We start from the raw sequence: 19,257 nt of genomic DNA, 5'->3' as shown, positions 1-19,257 counted from the left end.
CTCCTTCGCTTATTCGTGGTTCGCTCAGGCCTCGACGGCCCCCAGCAGGTAGTGGTGATGAGCATGGACATGGCTGATGATCCGGCACATATCGCCAAGGGCCGCTGGCGCATCCTTGATCCGGCTCTGGGCGTCTATGGTCAGGCGATAGGTCTCGCCACCCTGACGCACCCGCAGTTCGCCACCATCCGCCAGATAGAAACCGGGGTTGCGGCTGTTGTCGAAGTCCTCGGGCAGGCTGAAGATGGTGACCTTGTCCTGATAGGGCTTGCCCTGCCACGGGCAGAACTGGGCGCAGTTGCCACATTCGTTGCAGTAGGCATCCAGGTGCAGGGTCTGGAACTGATCCTTGAAGCCCGGCACCGCAATGGCGACGTTGGCCCGGTTGGGGCAGACATCCACGCACTTGCTGCAGAGGTAGTTGCACTCGAGGCAGCGGTGAGCCTCTTGCGCCACGAAGGCATCCCGCTCATTCTTGTCGACCATAGTGACGGCGATGCTCCCCTTGCGACGGTAGATCTCATCCTTGCCCGACGGCTGGATGGTCACTTCACTCTGCTGGCTGGCGATATGCTCGCGAGAGAGCACCAGATCCGCGGCGCGGCGGGCACCACCGATGGCACCGACGATGGAGGACGGGCCGCTCTGCACGTCACCGATGAGGAAGACGTTGCGACGGCTGGTTTCGCCGGTCTGGCTGTCCACCTCGGGCCAGCCATCGCTGCCCAAGGGAATGCCCATCGCTTTCAATACTTCACAATCAGGTTGCTCGCCGATGGCGGTGATCAGGGCATCCATCTGCATCACTTCGGTCTGCTCGGTGGGCACCGGACGGCGGCGGCCCTGCTCGTCAGGTTCCCCCAACGCCATCATCCGCACGGTGAGCTTGCCATCTTTGTCAAAGCGCTCCGGATTGGTGAGGAAGCAGAAACGCACCCCATCCTCCACCGCTTCCAGATACTCCTCGCGATAGGCGGGCATCTCTTTCTCGCTGCGACGGTAGATAACGGTCACATCGCTGACACCCGGCACCTTGAGGGCAGCGCGGGCGCAGTCCATGGCGGTGTTACCGGCGCCGATCACCGCCACATGGCGGCCGAGCGGCAGCGGTTTGCCCTGATTGAAGCTGCGCAGGAAGTGGAAGGATTTGTAAATCCGCTCGTGTCCCCCTTCGAGACGCATGCCGCCATTCTTGTCGGCGCCGATGCCGACGAAGACATAGGTAAAGCCCTGGGCGTGCAGCTTGTCGACGGTGAGCGCCGGATCGCAGCCAAACTCGAACTTGACCCCGTGGGCGGCGACAAAGTCGATGTCATGCTGGATAAGCTCGGCCGGAATGCGGAACTCGGGGATGATGTGCTTGACCACGCCACCGGCATCGGCTTCACGCTCGAACACGGTGACCGGGTGACCGGCGCGGGCCAGGAAGTAACCAGCGGAGAGACCGGCGGGGCCGGCGCCAATGACCGCGACCGGGTGCTTGTCACCACTGCCTGCCGGTTTGTGCCAGCGAGCCTTGTACCCTTCCCAGCCGCGCTCCAGCGCCACCTTTTTCAGCTCGCGGATGTTGAGCGCGCTGTCGTAGTCGAGACGGGTGCAGTTGTACTGGCACTGGTGATCGCAGATATGGCCGGTGATGGCGGGCAAGGCGTTGCGCTGATAAATCAGCTCAAGGGCTGCCACATACTGCCCCTCGCCCATCAGGCGAATGTACTCGGGGATATCCTGATGCACGGCGCAGGCAGTGACGCAGGGCGCCACGTAGCAGTCGGTCAGCGGCAGGCCGCCACCCACTTCGATGCGATCCTCGGACTTCCACTCCTTCTGGGTGTAATCCATGGTGAGGGCCTTGGCGGCAAGCGCCTCCAGCTTGGCCACATCCACCTGACTCATGCCCCAGCTGCCCGACGCATCGATCTCTTTGAGACACTCGATCTGGCGCAGGTAGCCACCCGGTTTGAGCAGGTCGGTGGCCATGGTGATGGGGCGGATACCGGTCTCGAAGATCTCGGCGATGTTGAACTTGCTGGCACCGCCCGAGTAGGAGATGGGCAGCTTGCCATCGAAGGCGCGGGACAGCACAGCGGCCACGTTGATGGAGAGGGGGAACAACGCACGGCCGGACATGTACATCTCATCCCCCGGCAGCGCCCCCTTGCGGTTGATGGTGCCAAGGGTATTGGTGAGCTTGACCCCGAAGGTGAGCCCCTTCTCGGCGCCCAGTGCCATCAAGCGAGTCAGCATGGCTTTGGCCTGATCCAGCTTGAGGTCGTGATCGAACGACGCTTCGCCGAGACCAATGTAATCAAAGCCGCAGGTATCGAGGATCTCGCGCACCCGCGGGTAACCCAGCAGGGTCGGGTTCAGTTTGACGAAGGTGTTGAGCCCCTTCTCTTCCAGCATGTAGCGGCAAATGGCCTCAATTTCGTTGGGCGGGCAACCATGCATGGTGGAGAGGGTAACGCCGTGCACCAGATTGGCCGGGATACGATCCACCAGCTGTTGCAGGCGATCGCGGCGCGCCCCCAGTCCCAGCTCAGCGATAAACTGCTCGTCGGCAACCAGCTCGCGTACCACCTGCTGGTACTCGGCAAATTTCGGATTGCTGCTGGCATCCATCAGGCTGTGGATGAACTGCTGCATCGGTGGCTGTTTGATGCCATCGAGGTTGTAACCCACGCTCATGTTGAAGATAAAGGACTTGGCCTCTCCGTCGAGGCGCGGGTCGAACACCTCCTCCAGCAGATAGAGGGCAAACCAAGCCTTCAGATACTCGTCAAACGCCTTGGGCAGGGTGAACTCGGTAGACCACTCGGTGTTGAAGCACTCGTCTTCGGCGTCGATGCAGGGCTTTTCCAGTTCGAGACGGTCCAGGATCTGCACCGTCTTGAGCTCGATAAAGCGCCCGCCGGTCAGCCAGGAGGTGACGATGTTCTGGGCCAACTGGGTATGGGGGCCGGCTGCCGGGCCAATGGGAGTCTCGCAGGTTTCACCGAACACCTTGATCTTGCGCTCGTCCTGCTTGCGATAAAATTGTGCGGCGGGAATACCGAAAATAGTCTGACTCTCTTTATATTCCGCAAAAATACGGGTCAGAAGGTTCTTGAAGGGAACGGGTCGCATAATATCGCCCATGGCTATCTCCTTGCAGCTGTTCTGCGCATTGGCAGCATGAATAAATGGGGTATCCCGCACGGGCATTACCCCTTGGCAAGGAGAGGAGCAACTATCAGGCCACTCCATCGGCAAAACTATTTTTTAGGGTAAAAGCGTGAGATGGCTCGAATTAATGAAGGCGGTTTGGCATGTCGCCATTATGATTAATGAGAGTGGTTCTCACTCACTTGATATTTTATTCAAGGCAATGCCAGAGAAAAATGAAAAGTATCAAATCGGCAGCGATAAATATCACTTTGATAGGGTAAAAATCATCCAGCATTATCGCAAGCAAACCCCGGCCAATATGGCCGGGGCTGGCTTAAAAGTCACTGCTATATAAAAGGCAGTCGTCGCTATTTCGGTTTATCCAAAGGCTGCGAGATGACTCGGCGTTACCGCCCCGCTGGCTGCCATTGCACGCAGAGGGAGGTGGGCCCCAACGATGCGACTCAGCCCTGCTCGGTCGTAAACTCGTCGGCAGAACGCAGCTCCAGTTCGCCACGGATCAGCGCCTGATAGCGCTCGGGGGTATCGATATCAAAGAGGATGGCAGGACTCTCGACCGGTATGGTGCGATGGGGACGTTGCAGCAACCAGCGGCGCACCGAACCCTGTGCCGGCGCGGCAGCCAGCTCCCTTGCGAGGGATTTTGGCAGCAAGACCGGATGACCCGCCTCCCCCTCAAAGCTCGGGAACAGGGCGAGCTCTCCGCGCGCCTGCCACAACTGCTGATAGACCTCGCACGGGATACAGGGCAGATCCCCGTGGCTGATAAAGAGGTAGTCAGCATTGCTGGCCGCCAGAGCGCAGCGGATGGAACTGCCCAGCCCCAACTCATAGTCAGGGTTATGGACGATGAGAATGTCGGGGCGATTCCCATAACAGGCAGCGAGTTCGGCCCCGCGATGACCCACGACCAAAATAATCCGGGAGCAGAAGGCCAGGGCATTTTTGAGACTTGCATCAAGAATTGTCCCCGAGCCATAAGGTAGCATCATTTTCCATGCCCCCATGCGGGATGACAAACCTGCTGCGGTAATTATACAGTCACACTGTTCACGCCCCCGAGCCTGCACCTTTTCATTCACCTCGCTATTTATTTCGGTCATTGCCATGTCCTTGCCACACTCTGTTATTCACGCGTTTCCGGATATTGGTTCGCTTTTAAATCCACTGCTTGAAAATAGTGACAACCATACCACGCTAATTAGCCTTTGTGGTGCCGGCGGAAAAACCAGCACCCTGTTCTGGCTGGCGGAATATTTTTATAAGCAGGGTAAAAGGGTGCTAATTACCACCACCACCCGGATGTTTCTGCCAGCCCCGTCACACTATCGGGAATTGATTATCGAGACGGATCCCGTTCGTCAACTTACCCGCTGTCAGGCTCTGCCGGATGGCCCGACCCTGGTTGCCCTGTTCAGCCATCTTGACGAGCGCACCGGCAAGGTTGCAGGGCCGGATCTGCGCCAAATCGACCTGCTCAAAGGACAGCAGCGCTTCGATCTCATCCTGGTCGAAGCGGATGGCGCCCATCACAAGTTATTGAAAGTGCCCGCTTTGCACGAACCTTGCATTCCACACCAGAGTGACTGGGTGATCGCCCTGCTGGGCGGCGCCATGGTGGGAGCCAATGCCGAACCGGCGCAGATCCACCGCTGGGCTGAATTGCAGGCCCTGTGCGGGATTGCGGCGGGTGAGCCACTTGACTGGGCACTGTTTGACAGGCTGATCTCCCACCCCGAGGGGGTGTTCAAGGGCACCCCGCCCGGGGCGCGCCGGATCTGGTTTATCAATGGCGATTATCAAAATGAGGCGTCGTGGCTGGCGGAATTGATAAAGCTGCAGAGCCGCCACCCCGAGATCCACGCCATCTGGCAGGGGGCCGTGCGCGAATCCCCCCCCATCCGTCACCTGATCTGCACAGCTCCGCACGGGGAGGCGCTTTAGCCTCACCCCTGACGTTTTAAGGATGAAAAGAGGTACCTTATGAATCTGTTTGCACACGCAGCCCGACTGGAACAGGAGAACACGCCGTTTGCCATGGCCCAGATCATCGAGAGCCGGGGCTCCACCCCGCGCCATCAGGCCCAGATGCTGGTAATGGCAGATGGCCAGATCCTCGGTACCATCGGCGGCGGCATGATCGAGCGGCTGGTGATCGAGGAAGCGATGGCCGCCATTGCCGAGCGCAAGCCGCGCATCTTCCACGGCCGGATGGCACGCAACGGTGAGCATGCGGTCGGGTCGGATTGCGGTGGAGCCATGTCGGTCTATATCGATGTCTATGGCCTGCGCCCCCGGCTGGTGCTCATTGGTGCCGGTCACGTCAACCGGGCGCTGGCCCATGCTGCGGCGCCACTGGGTTTTGATATCCATGTGGGCGACTGTTTTGAAGGGAGCCTCAACCCCGATCACTTCCCCGTCGGCACCCATCTCAAACAGGCCGATACCATCAGCGCGGTGATCGAGAAACTGGCCATCGAGCCCGCCAACTTCGTCATCATCGCCACCAACCATCAGGACAAGGAGGCGCTGGATCGGCTCATCAGCCGTCCCCTCGCCTATCTGGGGCTGCTCGCCAGCAAGCGCAAGGTGCAGACCTTCACCCAGGCGCTGCGCCAGCAAGGGGTGAGCCAGGAGCAACTGCAGCAACTGCACGCCCCCATCGGCTACAACATCGGCGCCGAGACCCCCGAGGAGATCGCCATCAGCATTCTCGCCGAGTTGTTGCAGGTGAAAAACGGCAAGGCAGGCGGTCTGATGCAGGATGATGTGCGCCTCAAGCGGGATCAGCTGGTGGTGATGCGCGGCTCCGGCGATATCGCAACCGGGGTGGCGCTGCGCCTGCACAATGCCGGCTTCAAGGTGGTGATGCTGGATCTCGACAAGCCCACGGTGATCCGCCGCACCGTCGCCTTCGCTCAGGGGATGTTCGACGGCGAAACAAGGGTCGAGGGAGTGCGTGCCAAGCGGGTCGAGAGCGTCGAACAGGCGTTCGAGCAGCTGGATCGGGGCGTCATTCCGCTACTGGTTGACCCTGACTGTGCCACCCTCGCCGAGCTCAAACCCCGCTATCTGGTGGATGCCATCCTCGCCAAGCAGAATCTCGGCACCCACAAGGAGATGGCCCCCATTACGGTAGCCCTTGGCCCGGGCTTTGAGGCGGGGCGCGACTGCGATGCGGTCATTGAGACCAACCGCGGTCACCATCTGGGCCGGGTTATCTATCAGGGCCCCGCCCAGCCCAACACCGGCATTCCCGGGGTGATAGAGGGGCACTCCGCCCGCCGGGTGGTGCGCGCCCCCGCCCCCGGTGTGATGAAGAGCCTGATCAAGCTCGGTGATCTGGTGCAGGAGGGAGATGTGATCGCCCATGTAGGGGATACCCCCATTATCGCGCCACTCTCCGGTATGGTGCGGGGGCTGCTCAGCGATGGCATCGAGGTGACCGTCGGCTTCAAGATCGGTGACATCGACCCCAGAGGCGAGCGGGCCGACGCCACTACGGTATCGGACAAGGCACGCGCCATCGGCGGCGCCGTGCTGGAAGCCATGATGCATCTGGCCCAGCGCAGATAACGGCTCTTCGCGTCCCTCTTCAGCACCAGGTTCAGCACCAAGCAAAAGCCCCACCATGATGGTGGGGCTTTTTTCCGCCTGTCGGTTGATGCAGAGCCTTTACATCAGGAGAACCTGCATCACGACCGGGTTCGTTGCAATCGCCAGGCTCGCACCGCCAGCACAACCAGAGTGATGGCGGTGAGCGGCAACACAAAACCGGTTAGCGCTGCACTGAACTGACCTTGCAGCGGACTGGATGTGGCGTGGAGGATCAGCCAGCAGGTGTAGCCGATGTAGTAGGCCAGAAACAGCGCCCCTTCCCAGCGGGCGATGGTGTAACCGGTAAAGAAGATGGGCAGGCAGGCAAGCGCCACCGCAATCATTACCGGAATATCGAACTGAAGGGCGGTGGCCGACACTTCAAGCCCACCGGGAGTGACGATGGAGGTGAGCCCCAGCACGCAGAGGATATTGAAGATATTGCTGCCCACCACGTTCCCCACAGCGATATCCCGCTCCCCGCGCAGGGCTGCGACGATGGAGGTCACCACTTCGGGCAAGGAGGTACCGGCCGCCACTATGGTCAAGCCGATGATCAGATCGCTCACCCCGAAGTAGTGGGCAATCTCCACTGCACTGCCAACCAGCAGGCGGGAGCCGAGGATCAGCAGACCCAGACCTGCGGCAATAAAGAGCAGATTGCGCAACCAGTTGCCCGCCGTACTCGCTTCACGGGTACCAAACTCCTGCTCGTACTCCGCCTGCACCGCTTTGTTTTCCCGTCGACTCTGGACAAAGAGAAACCCGGTGTAGGCGATGATGCTGGCAAACAGCAGCGCCCCTTCCAGTGGCGCAATACGGCCATCGTAGCCCAGCAACAACACCAGAAAAGAGACCACTATCATCAAGGGAACGTCGAGACGTACCAGTTGCTGGGAGACGGTCAACGGTACGATCAGTGCCGAAATACCTAAAATAAACAGCACGTTGAAAATATTGCTGCCGACCACGTTCCCCACCGCTATCCCTGCCTGCCCCTCGAGGCCAGACTGGATGCTCACCGCCAGCTCGGGAGCACTGGTCCCAAAGGCCACTATGGTCAATCCCACCACCAGTGGCGATATCCCCATCATGGTGGCGAGGCGAGATGCGCCCCGCACCAGAGATTCGGCCCCCACAACCAGACACACCAGGCCTACAGCCAACCACACCAGCGTCATCATACGGTCTCATCCTTGCCGTTAGGTTCGTTGAAATAATCACAATAAATCAGATACCTGTGCTCCAGCACAGTCAGACCACGCCATTGTAACTAGGGGCTGGTCCCCTGTCGCGGGCTCTTTTGAGTGCCGTTTATCGTAGCACTGGCAGCTCAGTCACCACTCAACCGTGCTTGATACGGGTTTCCCCCGCCACCGACACCACAGAGCGCTTGCCCTTGCGGCTGATGACGAGAAGCGCCAGCACGATAAGGGCAATGCCGCTCCCCTCCACCGGCCCCGGATTTTCGCCCAGCAGCCACCAGGAGAGCAGCACGCCGCTCACCGGCACCGCCAGGGTACTAAGACTGGCGATACCCGCCGGCAGTTTTTTCAACACAAACAGCCAGAGACTCCAGGCAATGGCGGTGGCAAAAATAGCGCTATAGGCCAGCGCCCCCATCACGTAGGGCTGCCAGTCGATGGGGCGCTCCGGCACCAGCGCGGCCACCAGCGTCATCACCAGGGTGGCGTAGATCATCTGCCAGGTGGTGAGGGACATCAGATCCACCCCAGGATGGCGGGCATACATCCGTTTGGCGATGATGGCGCTGATCCCCCAGCTGATGCCGGAGAGGATCGCCAACAGCGCACTCTTGAGGGACTCAAGATGCAGCAACCAGGGCTGGATCACCAGCAGCAGCCCGCAGGCGGCCACCCCGACCGCCAGATAATGTAGCTTGCGCATCCGCTCGCCGAGAAAGAGCGCCGCGAAGATCACCACCCAGAACGGCATGGTGTAGCTCAGAATAGCCACCTTGCCCGCCCCGCCGCTGATCAGCGCCCACTGGGCCAACCCCACCATGCCGCAGGTCTGGAACAGGGCGATGGCGAGGGTATAGCGAAACGGGGTGGGTTTGAGATAACGCCGCCCGCGCAGGGCCAGTACCAGCAGCAGAACCAGAGACCCGCACAGGCAGCGCAGGGCGGTGAACTCGAAGGCCCCCGCGTAGAGCATCACCTGCTTCATCACGATCCAGCTGTAACTCCAGATGGCGGTGAGCAGGATCAATCCCACCAACGCCGCCATATTGATCTTTCCACTCATCTCTCACCACGCATAGCTCTGCCTTTCGCCTTTTGTTCCGATGGGCCAACCCTTATCGGGGTGGCTATCTTACCCCTGTGCTGGCAGGCTGCCCACGATCTATGGGAAATCGACCTCAGCAACAGTAGCGCCCGAGCCAAAAACATCAGGGGGCCAAGGCCCCCTGTCTATCACCCCGTCATCGCGTTGCACGCTACAGGCTGATCACGGTACCGGTCTTGCCAGCGATCCCCTCGGCTGCCTTTTCCAGCAGGGTGATGAGGGATTTTCGCCCCGGCAGAGATGTGGCAAACGAGAGCGCCGCCTCCACTTTGGGCAACATGGAGCCCTTGGCAAACTGTCCCTGTGCAATAAAGCTGTTGGCATCGGCCACGCTCAGGGTATCGAGCCACTGCACATCGGGTTTGCCGAAATTGATGGCGACTTTCTCTACCGCGGTAAGGATGATCAGCATGTCGGCATCAATCAGTTCAGCCAGCCTCGCACTGGCCCAATCCTTGTCGATCACCGCACTGGCACCGCGCAGGTGATTGCCCTCGCGCAGCACCGGAATGCCGCCGCCACCGACGGTGATCACCACCTGACCGGCGGCCAGCATGGCAGAGACGGTCTCTTTCTCGATGATATCTACGGGTTTGGGAGATGCGACCACTCTGCGATAGCCACGGCCGGCATCCTCTTTGAGCCGCTCGCCCTTGGTCATCAGCGCCTCGGCCTCCTCCTTGCTGAAGAAGCCGCCGATGGGCTTGCTCGGGTCAAGGAAGGCGGGATCGTTTTTATCCACCTCAACCTGGGTCACCAGCGTGGCAACCGGCTTGTGGATGCCGCGTTCCAGCAGGGCTTCACGCAGGGCATTTTGCAGGTCATAACCGATATAACCCTGACTCAGGGCCACGCAGACCGACATGGGCAGATGGGGGGATTTGGGCTCGTGGCGAGCCGCCACCTCGAACGCCTGCTGAATCATCCCCACCTGCGGCCCGTTGCCGTGGGTCACCACCACCTCATGCCCCTGGGCGATCAGGTCGGCGATGGTGCCCGCCGTGCTCTGCACCGCCTTCATCTGCTCGGGCAGGTTATTGCCCAGAGCATTGCCCCCCAGGGCCAGTACGATACGCTGTTTCATCTTGTGCTCTCCGATGATAAGGGTGGGCCGGTGTCATACCGGCTCGGTTGTTCTGTCTATCACTGTGCTAATTGCTGTTCTCTGACCGCTTCGCCCAGCAGTGGATCAAAGGGTGCTCTGGCCAGAAAGCGGCCATGACCACGCCGTCCCAGAAACTCGCCATCGCGAGCGACTATCTCGCCGCGACTGAGGGTCATCCTGATCTGGCCGGGACAATGCATCCCCTCGTAGGGGCTGTAGTCGCCATTGTCGTGCAGCAGTGGGTGAGAAATCACGGTGTCACCGCGGGGATCCATGATCACCAGATCGGCGTCAGACCCCGCTTGCAGATTGCCCTTGCGCGGCCAGAGGCCAAACAGGCGCGCCGGGTTGGCGCTGGTGAGGGCCACGAAGCGGGACGGCGAGATGCGCCCGCCCAATACCCCGTGGGCAAACAGCAGCAGCATCCGGTTTTCGACCCCGGGCAAGCCGTTGGGGCAGCGGCTGAAATCGCCCCCCGAGAGGGTCATGCGCTGGGCGTGGGAGAAGTTGCAGTGATCGGTCGCGACGGTGTCGATATCGCCAGCTGCGATGCCGACCCACAGCTTGTCCTGCTCGCGGCGTGAGCGCAGCGGCGGGCTCAACAGATAGTCGACCCCGTTCTCCTTGTAATAACACTGCTCATCGAGCAGCAGATATTGCGGGCAGGTCTCCACCCAGACAGGCTGCCCCTGACGACGCGCCAGTTTCAGATACTCCAGCCCCAAGCCGTTGGAGAGGTGGACGATATAGAGCGGCGCATTGCCAGCGAGCCCCGCCAGATTGATCATCCGGGCGATCGCCTCCGCCTCGCACTCCAGCGGGCGGCTTTGCGGGTGATACCAGGGTTCATGGTGACCGGCGGCCAATAGGGCCGCACGGCGCGCCGCGATGGCGGCATCGTTCTCGGGATGGACGGTGGCGAGCGCCCCCACCTCCTTGAGGCGGGCCAGGGCGCGCAGCACGTCGTGATCCCCCAGCTTGTACTGGTAGGTGAGATAGAGCTTGAAGCTGCTAATCCCCTCCTCCTGCACCATGGCGGCCATCTCGTGGAGGATGGCGTCATCCACATGCTGGACAACGCCGTGAAAGCTGTAATCGACCACCGCCTGCTCGGCGGCATAGTCGTGATAGCGGGCCAGCTGGTGATGCAGATTGCACCCCGCCGGGCCAAATCCCATGTGATCGACGATGGTGGTGGTGCCACCACAGGCGGCAGCACGGGTACCGCTGAAAAAGTCATCGCAACTGCGGGCAATGCCGACATCGATGTTGAAGTGGGTATGGACGTCGATGCCACCCGGCATCACATAACAGCCGCTGGCATCGATCACGTCGGTCTCGCCATCGGGCTGGATAGCGGTGGCCCGCGCGCGGATCACCCCGTTATCGATCAGCAGATCCTGACGATATTCACCCTGTGCATCGACCAGCACACCGTTTTTGATCAGCCGTTTCATCCCCACCACCTCGAACATCACTTCAAACAGCAAAGCCCCGCCTCAATGGAGACGGGGCACTTGCAACAGCCGAGCGGTGATGAGAGTCACCACCCGGCAGACCCCTTACTTGTCCAGCTCGGCCAGATAGAGCATGGGGATCACGGCGTACATGGCGGCGCACTTGACCAGATGCTCTTTCCAGGTCTTCTCGTTCGGGGCGTGGGCCTCCGGCTCTTTACCCGGGCCAAAACCGATGACCGGAATACCGTGGCGACCCATGATGGAGACCCCGTTGGTCGAGAAGGTCCACTTGTCCACCACCGGCTCCTTGTTGAACAGCTCGCGATACGCCTTGGAGAGGGTTTTGACGGTGATGTGATCCTCTTCCACCTTCCAGGTCGGGAAGTAGCACTCGGTCGGATAGACCAGACCGGTGTAGGCCGGACGGTCGTATTGGTACATGGAGACCTCGGCACCGGCGGCTTTCACCGCAGGCAGGGCGCGGATCTCGTCGAGCGCACCTTGCCAAGTCTCGCCCCAGGTGAGGCGGCGGTCGATGGAGACGGCGCAGCTATCCGCCACGGCGCAGCGGCTCGGCGAAGTGAAGAAGATCTCGGAGACGGTCAGGGTGCCCTTGCCGAGGAAGTCGTCATTGCCGAGGTTGTGGCTGAGCTCTTGCAGCTCGCCAAGGATGGGGCCCATCTTGAAGATGGCGTTGTCACCGCGCTCCGGTGCGGAGCCGTGGCAGCTGACCCCCTGCACATCGATGCGGATCTCCATGCGGCCACGCTGGCCACGGTAGATCTGGCAGTCGGTGGGTTCGGTACTGACCACGAACTCGGGGCGGATCTTGCTCTGCTCGATGATGTACTGCCAGCAGAGGCCATCGCAATCCTCCTCCTGTACGGTGCCGGTCACCAGCAGGGTGTACTGATCTTCCAGCCCCAGATCCTTGATGATCTTGCCCGCATAAACCATGGAGGCCATGCCACCTTCTTGGTCAGATGCGCCACGACCACCAATGATCTCGTGATCTTCCATCCCCTCATAGGGGTCGAACTTCCAGTTGGCCATGTTGCCGACGCCCACGGTATCGATGTGGGCATCCATGGCGATCAGGTGCGGGCCGTGGCCGATATAGCCCAGCACGTTGCCCATGGGATCGATCTCGACCTTGTCAAAGCCAACCTTCTCCATCTCCTGCTTGATGCGCAGCACGACGCGCTCTTCATCGCAGCTCTCGCTCGGGATGGCAATCATGTCGCGCAGGAACTGACTCATCTCGGCCTTGTACTGGTAGGCCTTCTCCAACACCATTTCAAACGGAATTTGCTTGCTCATTGTGATTCTCCATAACAACTGAGAGTGCGCGGCCTGTTCGTCGGCAGCGCCCTGTGCCCGTTACCGCGCCCCGTTGGCGAGGCGCGATCAATGCTTCAATTCGTCTCTCTGCTCTCGCAGGGATTACTCACAGCCGGGGTTAATCGCAGGCAGGATGTTTGCCTTCCCACACCACTTCCCGGTAGTGCTTCACATCGGTGTCCCCTTCGGTGTTGATGATGAGTACCACCGAGTTGCTATCCAGCCCCAGACGTTCCATCAGCGCCGCGCGATCCGGGTGGTGACGCACTGCCGCCAGTACGCCGGTACCGACCGAGCCGGACTCACCGGAGATGATGCGGGGGTCATTGCCAAGAGGGTTGCCAAGCACTCTCATGCCCAGTGCCGACACCTTGTCGTGGCAGGAGATGAACTGGGTGGTGCAGCCCCTGAGCAGCGGCCAGCCGAGCGGATTGGGTTCGCCGCAGGCGAGACCGGCCATGATGGTGCGCATGTCGCCCCCCACGTTGACCATCTCCCCCGCCACGCCGGAGCGGTAGATGCAGTCGGCCTGATCCGGCTCGACCACGATGCTGTGCAGGTTTTTCGCCCCGAAGCAGTCCACGAGATAACCGAGCACGCCGCCCGCCAGCGCCCCTACCCCGGCCTGCAGCAGCACGTGGGTGGGCTGCTTGATGCCCATATCCTGCATCTGCTCGACCGCTTCGTCGGCCAGAGTGGAGTAACCCTGCATGATCCAGGTCGGGATCTTGGTGTAGCCCTCCCAGGCGGTGTCCTGCACTATGTGCCAGCCGCGCTCTTCGGCCATCTTCATGGTCAGGCGCACGGTGTCGTCATAGTTCATATCGGTGACAATGCACTCGGCACCTAGATTGAGAATGTGGTCAACCCGCTCCTGGGCAGAGCCCTTGGGCATGTAGACCACCGCATGCTGACCCACCTGCTTGGCGGCCCAGGCGACGCCGCGACCGTGGTTGCCATCTGTGGTGGTGGCAAAGGTCATCGGCTCCTTGATGGTGCGCTTGATGAGATCGAAGGAGAAATCCTCGACTGCCACCCCGTATTTTTCACAGAGCAGGTTGGCAATGGCGTAGACGCCACCCAGCATTTTGAAGGCATTGAGACCAAAGCGTTTTGACTCATCCTTGACCAGAATATTTTTTACTCCGATATAGGCGGCCAGATCTTTCAGGTCGCACAGGGGTGTCGGTTCATAACCGGCCAGTTTTTTATGAAAGGCACGGGCCTTTTGTGCTTCGGCGCGAGAAAACAGGGGAGATGGTTCACCGGTAAAAAAACGGTTATCGGCAATATCCATCTTCAGAGAAAATTGGGACATGCGTACCTCATCCAGATTATGGGGTCGGGAGCCATCTCACCGGGAAATCCGATATTCAGATACCACGGGGAGAAAACTCACGACAATTCCGCTGTTGTAGCAGGCAGGGGAATGATTACCCCTGCCATTTCTTTTATTTATTTCAGCCAACGCTATTTATTTAACCCGCTTCTGGGCCTCTTTCAGCAGCGTTTCGAGGGTCTCTCCCGGGGCGGAGAATTTACGGGCCATGATCATGGCGGCGATAATATAGGGCTTCCAGCTCGCCTCTTTATAAGTGGCGATACGATATTTCTCGAATACCCCTTCGGTTACTTCGCCCTCTTTACAGGAGACACCGGAAATATCGGCCGGGAGGCAGTGCATATAGAGCGCTTCGCCACCCTTGGTGAGCTTCATCATCTCTTCGGTGCAGTGCCAATCCTTATGCTTGGCGTTCTGCTCAAGGCAGTGTTTCTCCAGCTCCTTGAGGCCGGCGTGGTCATTGGCACGCAGCAGTTCGGTACGCTGCTCCATCACCTTGTAGGGGGCCCAGGACTTGGGATAGACGATATCGGCATCCTTGAAGGCCTCTTCCATGGAGGTGACCTGGCGGAAGCTGCCGCCGGATGCCTTGGCATTCTCCTTGGCCACTTCGATCACGTCCGGGATCAGGTCATACCCTTCCGGGTGGGCCAGGGTCACATCCATACCAAAGCGGGTCATCAGGCCGATGATGCCCTGCGGCACGGAGAGCGGCTTGCCGTAGCTCGGGGAGTAAGCCCAAGTCATCGCAATCTTCTTGCCCTTGAGGTTTTCCAGGCTGCCGAAGTGCTCCTGCAACCAGGCGAGATCAGCCATAGACTGGGTCGGGTGATCAATGTCGCACTGCAGGTTGACCAGTGCCGGACGCTGGGGCAGCACCCCCTTCTCGAACCCTTCGTCCAGTGCGGCGCCCACTTCACGCATATAGGCGTTACCGGCCCCCAGATACATGTCATCGCGGATACCGATGGCATCGGCGCAGAAGGAGATCATATTGGCGGTTTCACGGACGGTTTCACCGTGGGCGATCTGGGATTTGCCCTCATCCAGATCCTGTTGGGCCAGACCGAGCAGGTTCAGTGCAGAGGCATAAGAGAAGCGGGTTCGGGTGGAGTTATCGCGGAAAACCGAGATACCGAGCCCGCTGTTAAACAGTTTGGTAGCAATATTTTCGGCACGCAGTGTCTTGAGGGATTCGGCCAGTTTCAATACCAGTTCAAGCTCCTGAGGTGTTTGCTCCCAGGTCAGCAGAAAATCTTTTTCATGCAGGTTGGATTTGAGTGCTTTGATCTCTTTGATTAACTCGTTCACTGCTTTCATCGTTCGCCCCAATTCGTTGGATGAGATATGGATAGCTCCCCTTTCACTCACGATGTCACCAGCATCCCGGTTATGGGTGAGCTCATCGGTTAGCGTCGATATAGGGCAATCAATAAGCGTGCCAAGGTAAAGATTTGCTGTGGAATAATAAAAAATGGCAAAAGTATGTGATGAGCGCCACAAAAATAGTAGCGATTAGCCCTATTTGGCTGATGAGGTAATGCGCGCACTGAATTTATCCTGCTGCGACCACATACCTATGGGGTGATAAAACCGAGTCACGGTAGAGATAATTATCATCCGGACGCATCGCTCGGGGCTGAAATGATATAAAGCAGACCAACTTTATCATTATGATAAGCAGCCGGGAGGTGACGGCCTCCTCTCTGCAGCCTTGCAAAGGGCATTGAGCCATATATGCCACATCTGTCCGAATACCCGAGCGCCTTTCCGAGACTGGTAAACACAGGCCAAAGGGAGCAAGCTGGTTTGGCCTGCAGACCATTCGCAGCATGGCTCCGGCCACTTTATCCACCACAGCAAGGAGTGCTTATGACCGATGCCGCTGACAAGTCGCCCTCCTCCTGGCAGCTTTCGGATATCCGCGAGCTGGCGCAACTGCTGACCCAGGCACTGCCCGCTACCGTGCAGATAACGGAAGCTGTGCATCAGGCGGTGCTGGGCGGTATGGGTATTAAGGGACGGGACAAGGGTAAAACAACGGGGCTCACCGGGCTTATTTACAAGGGAGTTCACGGGGCCGCCAATAGCCTCGGCAGTGGTATCAATGGCCTGCTGGCCCGCCTGCCACTCCCGACGCAACATTCTGTGGCAGAGACGCCCAAGCGCGCTGCTCTGCTTGCCACCCTCAATGGCGTGCTGGGGGACAAGCTGGTCGAGCAGCAAAACGCCCTCGCCACCCCGATGACTCTGCGCTATCAGGGCAAGCCGCTCGATTGGCAGACCATGCCAGCCGACCTTCCCCACACGGGGCGAGTGCTGCTGATGATCCATGGCCTCTGCATGAACGACTTGCAGTGGCAAACCAGCTATCAGGGGAAGTCCGTCAACCATGGCGAAGCGGTGGCCAGGGCGCTTGGCTATCTGCCTCTCTATCTGCGCTACAACTCGGGTCTCTCCATTGCCAGCAACGGGCAGGCGCTGGCGCTGCAGCTGGAGGATCTGTGTGACCGATGGCCGGGGGCCATCAAGCAGCTCAGCGTGCTGGCCTACAGCATGGGGGGACTGGTTATCCGAAGTGCCTGCCATTACGCCCAAATCCACTCACTGCGCTGGCTCAAGCGACTGCGGCATCTGATCTTTCTTGGCACCCCGCACCACGGCGCGCCGCTCGAATCCGCTGGCCACTGGCTGGAGCAACTGCTGCCAGTCACCCCTTACAGCATGCCCTTTGTGAAGCTGACCCGCATACGCAGTAAGGGCATTCGGGATCTTCGCCATGGCAAGGTCATCGATGCCTCCCGTCATAACAAGGAGCGCACCATAGGGCGCGATCCCCGCCAACCGCTCCCGCTTCCAAGCGGCGTAGCCTGCTTTGCCATCGCCGGCACCACATCCGCCAAACGCACCCTGCTGGCAGAGCGGCTGATTGGCGATGGACTGGTCCCCCTGCGCAGTGCGCTGGGCCTGCACCGGGAGCGCGCACATCAACTCGACTTTCCTCCCGAACATACCCTGATCGCCTATCGCACCACTCATATGGCCCTGCTCGGCAGCCCGGAGGTCGGTGCACAACTGCTGGACTGGCTTGACGATGCCAGGTGATCCCGCTTCTCTTTGCATGCCGTTTCAGAAATTTGGTCGAACAGCGCCAATCGGGCGCCGCATGCTGTGCTCGCAGCAACTAGCCTTGGAGGCAGTGTTTGATATGAGCCAGCAGTGGAGCGCCATATGTTCTCTTACACCCTCACCTTCAAAGATGATGTCGACCGCCTGACCGCCCCCGAGCAGGAGGTCTCCTTGCAAAGCCCTGCCCAGGCGGGCGATTTCCTTATCCTCTCCGACGGTAGCCGCCATCAGGTGATGTTTGTCACCCACAGGGCCAACTACAGCAGCCTCTATCTCGATAAAGGGGTCAGGGTGCCGCAAAGCTAGCGAATCATCTGTCAGTTAGCGCAAGCAAAAGAGCGGCACCTGGCCGCTCTTTGATCTCTCTTTATGTGGATTTGCTGTCACAGCACCTTGATCACCGGTTGGTGCACTATCTCGACGTCATCTTTATAGACCACCAGCTCACCCGGTGGCACGCCTCGTTCACCCAGTACGGTGACGACGCACTCGTAGCGATAGGGGCCGCTCGTGAACAGATAGGTATGATTGCCCCCCGTCCCCTCCACCCTGACGGTGCCATTTTTCAGCACCAGATCCGGCTTGTCGGCGAGCGTCTTGCCCCTGGCCCAGGAGGCATAGCGATAGTGGCCATCGTCCAATTCGTCGATGCGGATGATAAATTTCTCGGTCTGCCACATCAACGCGGGGCTCTTGTACTCTCGTACACTGGGATGCAGACCGCTTTTCTGCCTGGCGATAAGCTCGGCTTTCAATTTGGCCGCCTGCGCCGTCTGATGATTGATACCGATGACCTTGCCATCAAAATCCATCCAGACCTCACCACTGCCCAGCATGATGCCGCGCCAGCCCATAGCCTGCCAATCCTGCCCGACCCGGGAGGTAGCGATGCTTGTTAAAATGGCGTCATCAAATACCTCGTCAAAACGGGTCAGCATCTCCGCCGGGGTTTTGATGGCGGGAATGGGATACTCCTGCTTGAAGGGGTACTTCATCTGGTTGGCAAGGGCCTGATGATCCCGGGCTTCTGCCGCATCGACCAACTGCTGCACAAAAGGGCGATATTCGGCCGGCAGCTGCTCTTCGTCGGCTGATACGGGGAGAGCTACCCACAATGTTCCCAGCAGCAACGCAGCACATAAGCCATAACGCCCCTGCCCTCCTTTGCTATTGCGGCCAAACAGCGCCCTGACATTCCACCTTGCCACTTTCATTCTGCCTGCTCTCCACATAACTAAAACGGCCAGCCACTATCTGCAAACATTAGCTGGCGGACTTCAGAAATTTTTTAACTCGTTTGAGTGCCATCTGCCGCTTGAGCGGTGACAGGTAATCAATGAACAAGTTGCCATCCAGATGATCAATTTCATGCTGCATGACAATGGCCAAAAAATCGCTGCTTTCGATGGTGATCGGATTGCCTTTTCGATCCAGTGCAGATACCACCACCGAGCTGTAACGCTCAACATCCGCGTAGTAATCCGGCACGGAGAGACAGCCCTCTTGTCCAAGCACCTTTTCAGTACCGCTTATCACTTGTGGATTAATCAAAACCAGCGGCTGATCCCTGCTCTCGGACAAGTCGATAATAACGACGGCCTCTTTACGCCCGACTTGAGTCGCGGCCAAACCAATCCCGTTTTCCGTCGCATACAGGGTTGCCAGCATGTCATCGATCAGCCCCTGTACGGCAGCGATATCCTCAACTCGCTCGGCCTTTATCCTCAACCTGGGATCGGGAGCCGTCAAAATATTCAAAATCGCCATAATTACTCTCCAAAATGTACACGAACTGTGTCAATCCTCAC

The 19,257-nt window shown here is 59.4% G+C and carries 16 protein-coding genes; 5 read left to right on the top strand and 11 right to left on the bottom strand.

Annotation, left to right across the window (positions count from 1 at the left end; genetic code table 11):
* Positions 1-24 precede the first annotated feature (24 nt).
* The gene (gene ygfK, locus G5229_RS09540) at positions 25-3,135 is read right to left on the bottom strand and encodes a putative selenate reductase subunit YgfK (RefSeq protein ID WP_421209009.1); all 3,111 of its coding nucleotides are present in this window, start codon (positions 3,133-3,135) and stop codon (positions 25-27) included.
* A 136-nt stretch (positions 3,136-3,271) separates the two neighbouring features.
* On the opposite strand from ygfK, the gene G5229_RS09535 reads away from it, so the two are divergent.
* Positions 3,272-3,499: a hypothetical protein gene (locus G5229_RS09535; RefSeq protein ID WP_421209008.1), complete on the top strand. Its 228-nt coding sequence runs from the start codon at positions 3,272-3,274 to the stop codon at positions 3,497-3,499.
* A gap of 109 nt (positions 3,500-3,608) precedes the next feature.
* Here the strand turns inward: G5229_RS09535 and mocA are convergent, their stop codons facing one another.
* Positions 3,609-4,268, bottom strand: coding sequence for a molybdenum cofactor cytidylyltransferase (gene mocA, locus G5229_RS09530; RefSeq protein ID WP_128816469.1), 660 nt, complete (start codon positions 4,266-4,268; stop codon positions 3,609-3,611).
* Positions 4,269-4,272: 4 nt separating this feature from the next.
* Between mocA and yqeC the strand changes: the two genes are divergently transcribed.
* Positions 4,273-5,109, top strand: a complete 837-nt coding sequence (yqeC, locus tag G5229_RS09525) for a selenium cofactor biosynthesis protein YqeC (protein WP_201966318.1) — start codon at positions 4,273-4,275, stop codon at positions 5,107-5,109.
* A 39-nt stretch (positions 5,110-5,148) separates the two neighbouring features.
* Complete coding sequence (gene yqeB / locus G5229_RS09520; protein WP_421209007.1) at positions 5,149-6,741, top strand: selenium-dependent molybdenum cofactor biosynthesis protein YqeB; 1,593 nt, start codon at positions 5,149-5,151, stop codon at positions 6,739-6,741.
* Between the two features lie 119 nt (positions 6,742-6,860).
* On the opposite strand, the gene G5229_RS09515 is transcribed toward yqeB, so the two are convergent.
* The 7 genes from G5229_RS09515 to ygeW form a co-directional block, all read right to left on the bottom strand.
* Positions 6,861-7,946 carry a calcium/sodium antiporter gene (locus G5229_RS09515; RefSeq protein ID WP_236322171.1) on the bottom strand — a complete coding sequence of 362 codons (1,086 nt, stop codon included), beginning with the start codon at positions 7,944-7,946 and terminating at the stop codon, positions 6,861-6,863.
* A gap of 160 nt (positions 7,947-8,106) precedes the next feature.
* A complete protein-coding gene (locus tag G5229_RS09510) occupies positions 8,107-9,030 on the bottom strand; it encodes a DMT family transporter (RefSeq protein WP_159158877.1) in 924 nt (307 codons plus the stop codon).
* Between the two features lie 193 nt (positions 9,031-9,223).
* Positions 9,224-10,156 carry a carbamate kinase gene (gene arcC, locus G5229_RS09505; RefSeq protein ID WP_421209006.1) on the bottom strand — a complete coding sequence of 311 codons (933 nt, stop codon included), beginning with the start codon at positions 10,154-10,156 and terminating at the stop codon, positions 9,224-9,226.
* A 59-nt stretch (positions 10,157-10,215) separates the two neighbouring features.
* Entirely contained in the window at positions 10,216-11,634 is a 1,419-nt protein-coding gene (gene hydA, locus G5229_RS09500; protein ID WP_421209063.1) for a dihydropyrimidinase, read from the bottom strand.
* A gap of 105 nt (positions 11,635-11,739) precedes the next feature.
* Entirely contained in the window at positions 11,740-12,957 is a 1,218-nt protein-coding gene (locus tag G5229_RS09495; protein WP_033113252.1) for a YgeY family selenium metabolism-linked hydrolase, read from the bottom strand.
* Between the two features lie 139 nt (positions 12,958-13,096).
* Positions 13,097-14,296 carry a diaminopropionate ammonia-lyase gene (dpaL, locus tag G5229_RS09490; protein ID WP_043850868.1) on the bottom strand — a complete coding sequence of 400 codons (1,200 nt, stop codon included), beginning with the start codon at positions 14,294-14,296 and terminating at the stop codon, positions 13,097-13,099.
* A 156-nt stretch (positions 14,297-14,452) separates the two neighbouring features.
* A complete protein-coding gene (gene ygeW / locus G5229_RS09485) occupies positions 14,453-15,640 on the bottom strand; it encodes a knotted carbamoyltransferase YgeW (protein WP_033113254.1) in 1,188 nt (395 codons plus the stop codon).
* Between the two features lie 552 nt (positions 15,641-16,192).
* Between ygeW and G5229_RS09480 the strand changes: the two genes are divergently transcribed.
* Together G5229_RS09480 and G5229_RS09475 are read left to right on the top strand one after the other, a co-directional pair.
* On the top strand, positions 16,193-17,425 hold the full coding sequence (locus G5229_RS09480; RefSeq protein ID WP_421209005.1) for an esterase/lipase family protein: 1,233 nt from the start codon (positions 16,193-16,195) through the stop codon (positions 17,423-17,425).
* 126 nt (positions 17,426-17,551) lie between these two features.
* Positions 17,552-17,755, top strand: a complete 204-nt coding sequence (locus G5229_RS09475; protein ID WP_033113256.1) for a hypothetical protein — start codon at positions 17,552-17,554, stop codon at positions 17,753-17,755.
* A gap of 77 nt (positions 17,756-17,832) precedes the next feature.
* Here the strand turns inward: G5229_RS09475 and G5229_RS09470 are convergent, their stop codons facing one another.
* Complete coding sequence (locus G5229_RS09470) at positions 17,833-18,663, bottom strand: hypothetical protein (protein ID WP_421209004.1); 831 nt, start codon at positions 18,661-18,663, stop codon at positions 17,833-17,835.
* Positions 18,664-18,712: 49 nt separating this feature from the next.
* The gene (def, locus tag G5229_RS09465; protein WP_421209003.1) at positions 18,713-19,216 is read right to left on the bottom strand and encodes a peptide deformylase; all 504 of its coding nucleotides are present in this window, start codon (positions 19,214-19,216) and stop codon (positions 18,713-18,715) included.
* Positions 19,217-19,257 lie beyond the last annotated feature (41 nt).

The organism is Aeromonas sp. 602396, from assembly GCF_049173735.1.
Lineage (GTDB): Bacteria > Pseudomonadota > Gammaproteobacteria > Enterobacterales > Aeromonadaceae > Aeromonas > Aeromonas veronii_A.
The sequence above is the reverse complement of the archived record's forward strand: the minus strand, read 5'-3'. Positions and strand labels throughout refer to the sequence as shown.

Coding starts and splice junctions, on each gene's coding strand:
- ygfK (WP_421209009.1), bottom strand. CDS start 3,135: ATGGGCGATATTATGCGACCCGTTCCCTTCAAGAACCTTCTGACCCGT.
- mocA (WP_128816469.1), bottom strand. CDS start 4,268: ATGACCGAAATAAATAGCGAGGTGAATGAAAAGGTGCAGGCTCGGGGG.
- yqeC (WP_201966318.1), top strand. CDS start 4,273: ATGTCCTTGCCACACTCTGTTATTCACGCGTTTCCGGATATTGGTTCG.
- yqeB (WP_421209007.1), top strand. CDS start 5,149: ATGAATCTGTTTGCACACGCAGCCCGACTGGAACAGGAGAACACGCCG.
- G5229_RS09515 (WP_236322171.1), bottom strand. CDS start 7,946: ATGATGACGCTGGTGTGGTTGGCTGTAGGCCTGGTGTGTCTGGTTGTG.
- G5229_RS09510 (WP_159158877.1), bottom strand. CDS start 9,030: ATGAGTGGAAAGATCAATATGGCGGCGTTGGTGGGATTGATCCTGCTC.
- arcC (WP_421209006.1), bottom strand. CDS start 10,156: ATGAAACAGCGTATCGTACTGGCCCTGGGGGGCAATGCTCTGGGCAAT.
- hydA (WP_421209063.1), bottom strand. CDS start 11,634: ATGAAACGGCTGATCAAAAACGGTGTGCTGGTCGATGCACAGGGTGAA.
- G5229_RS09495 (WP_033113252.1), bottom strand. CDS start 12,957: ATGAGCAAGCAAATTCCGTTTGAAATGGTGTTGGAGAAGGCCTACCAG.
- dpaL (WP_043850868.1), bottom strand. CDS start 14,296: ATGTCCCAATTTTCTCTGAAGATGGATATTGCCGATAACCGTTTTTTT.
- ygeW (WP_033113254.1), bottom strand. CDS start 15,640: ATGAAAGCAGTGAACGAGTTAATCAAAGAGATCAAAGCACTCAAATCC.
- G5229_RS09480 (WP_421209005.1), top strand. CDS start 16,193: ATGACCGATGCCGCTGACAAGTCGCCCTCCTCCTGGCAGCTTTCGGAT.
- G5229_RS09475 (WP_033113256.1), top strand. CDS start 17,552: ATGTTCTCTTACACCCTCACCTTCAAAGATGATGTCGACCGCCTGACC.
- G5229_RS09470 (WP_421209004.1), bottom strand. CDS start 18,663: ATGAAAGTGGCAAGGTGGAATGTCAGGGCGCTGTTTGGCCGCAATAGC.
- def (WP_421209003.1), bottom strand. CDS start 19,216: ATGGCGATTTTGAATATTTTGACGGCTCCCGATCCCAGGTTGAGGATA.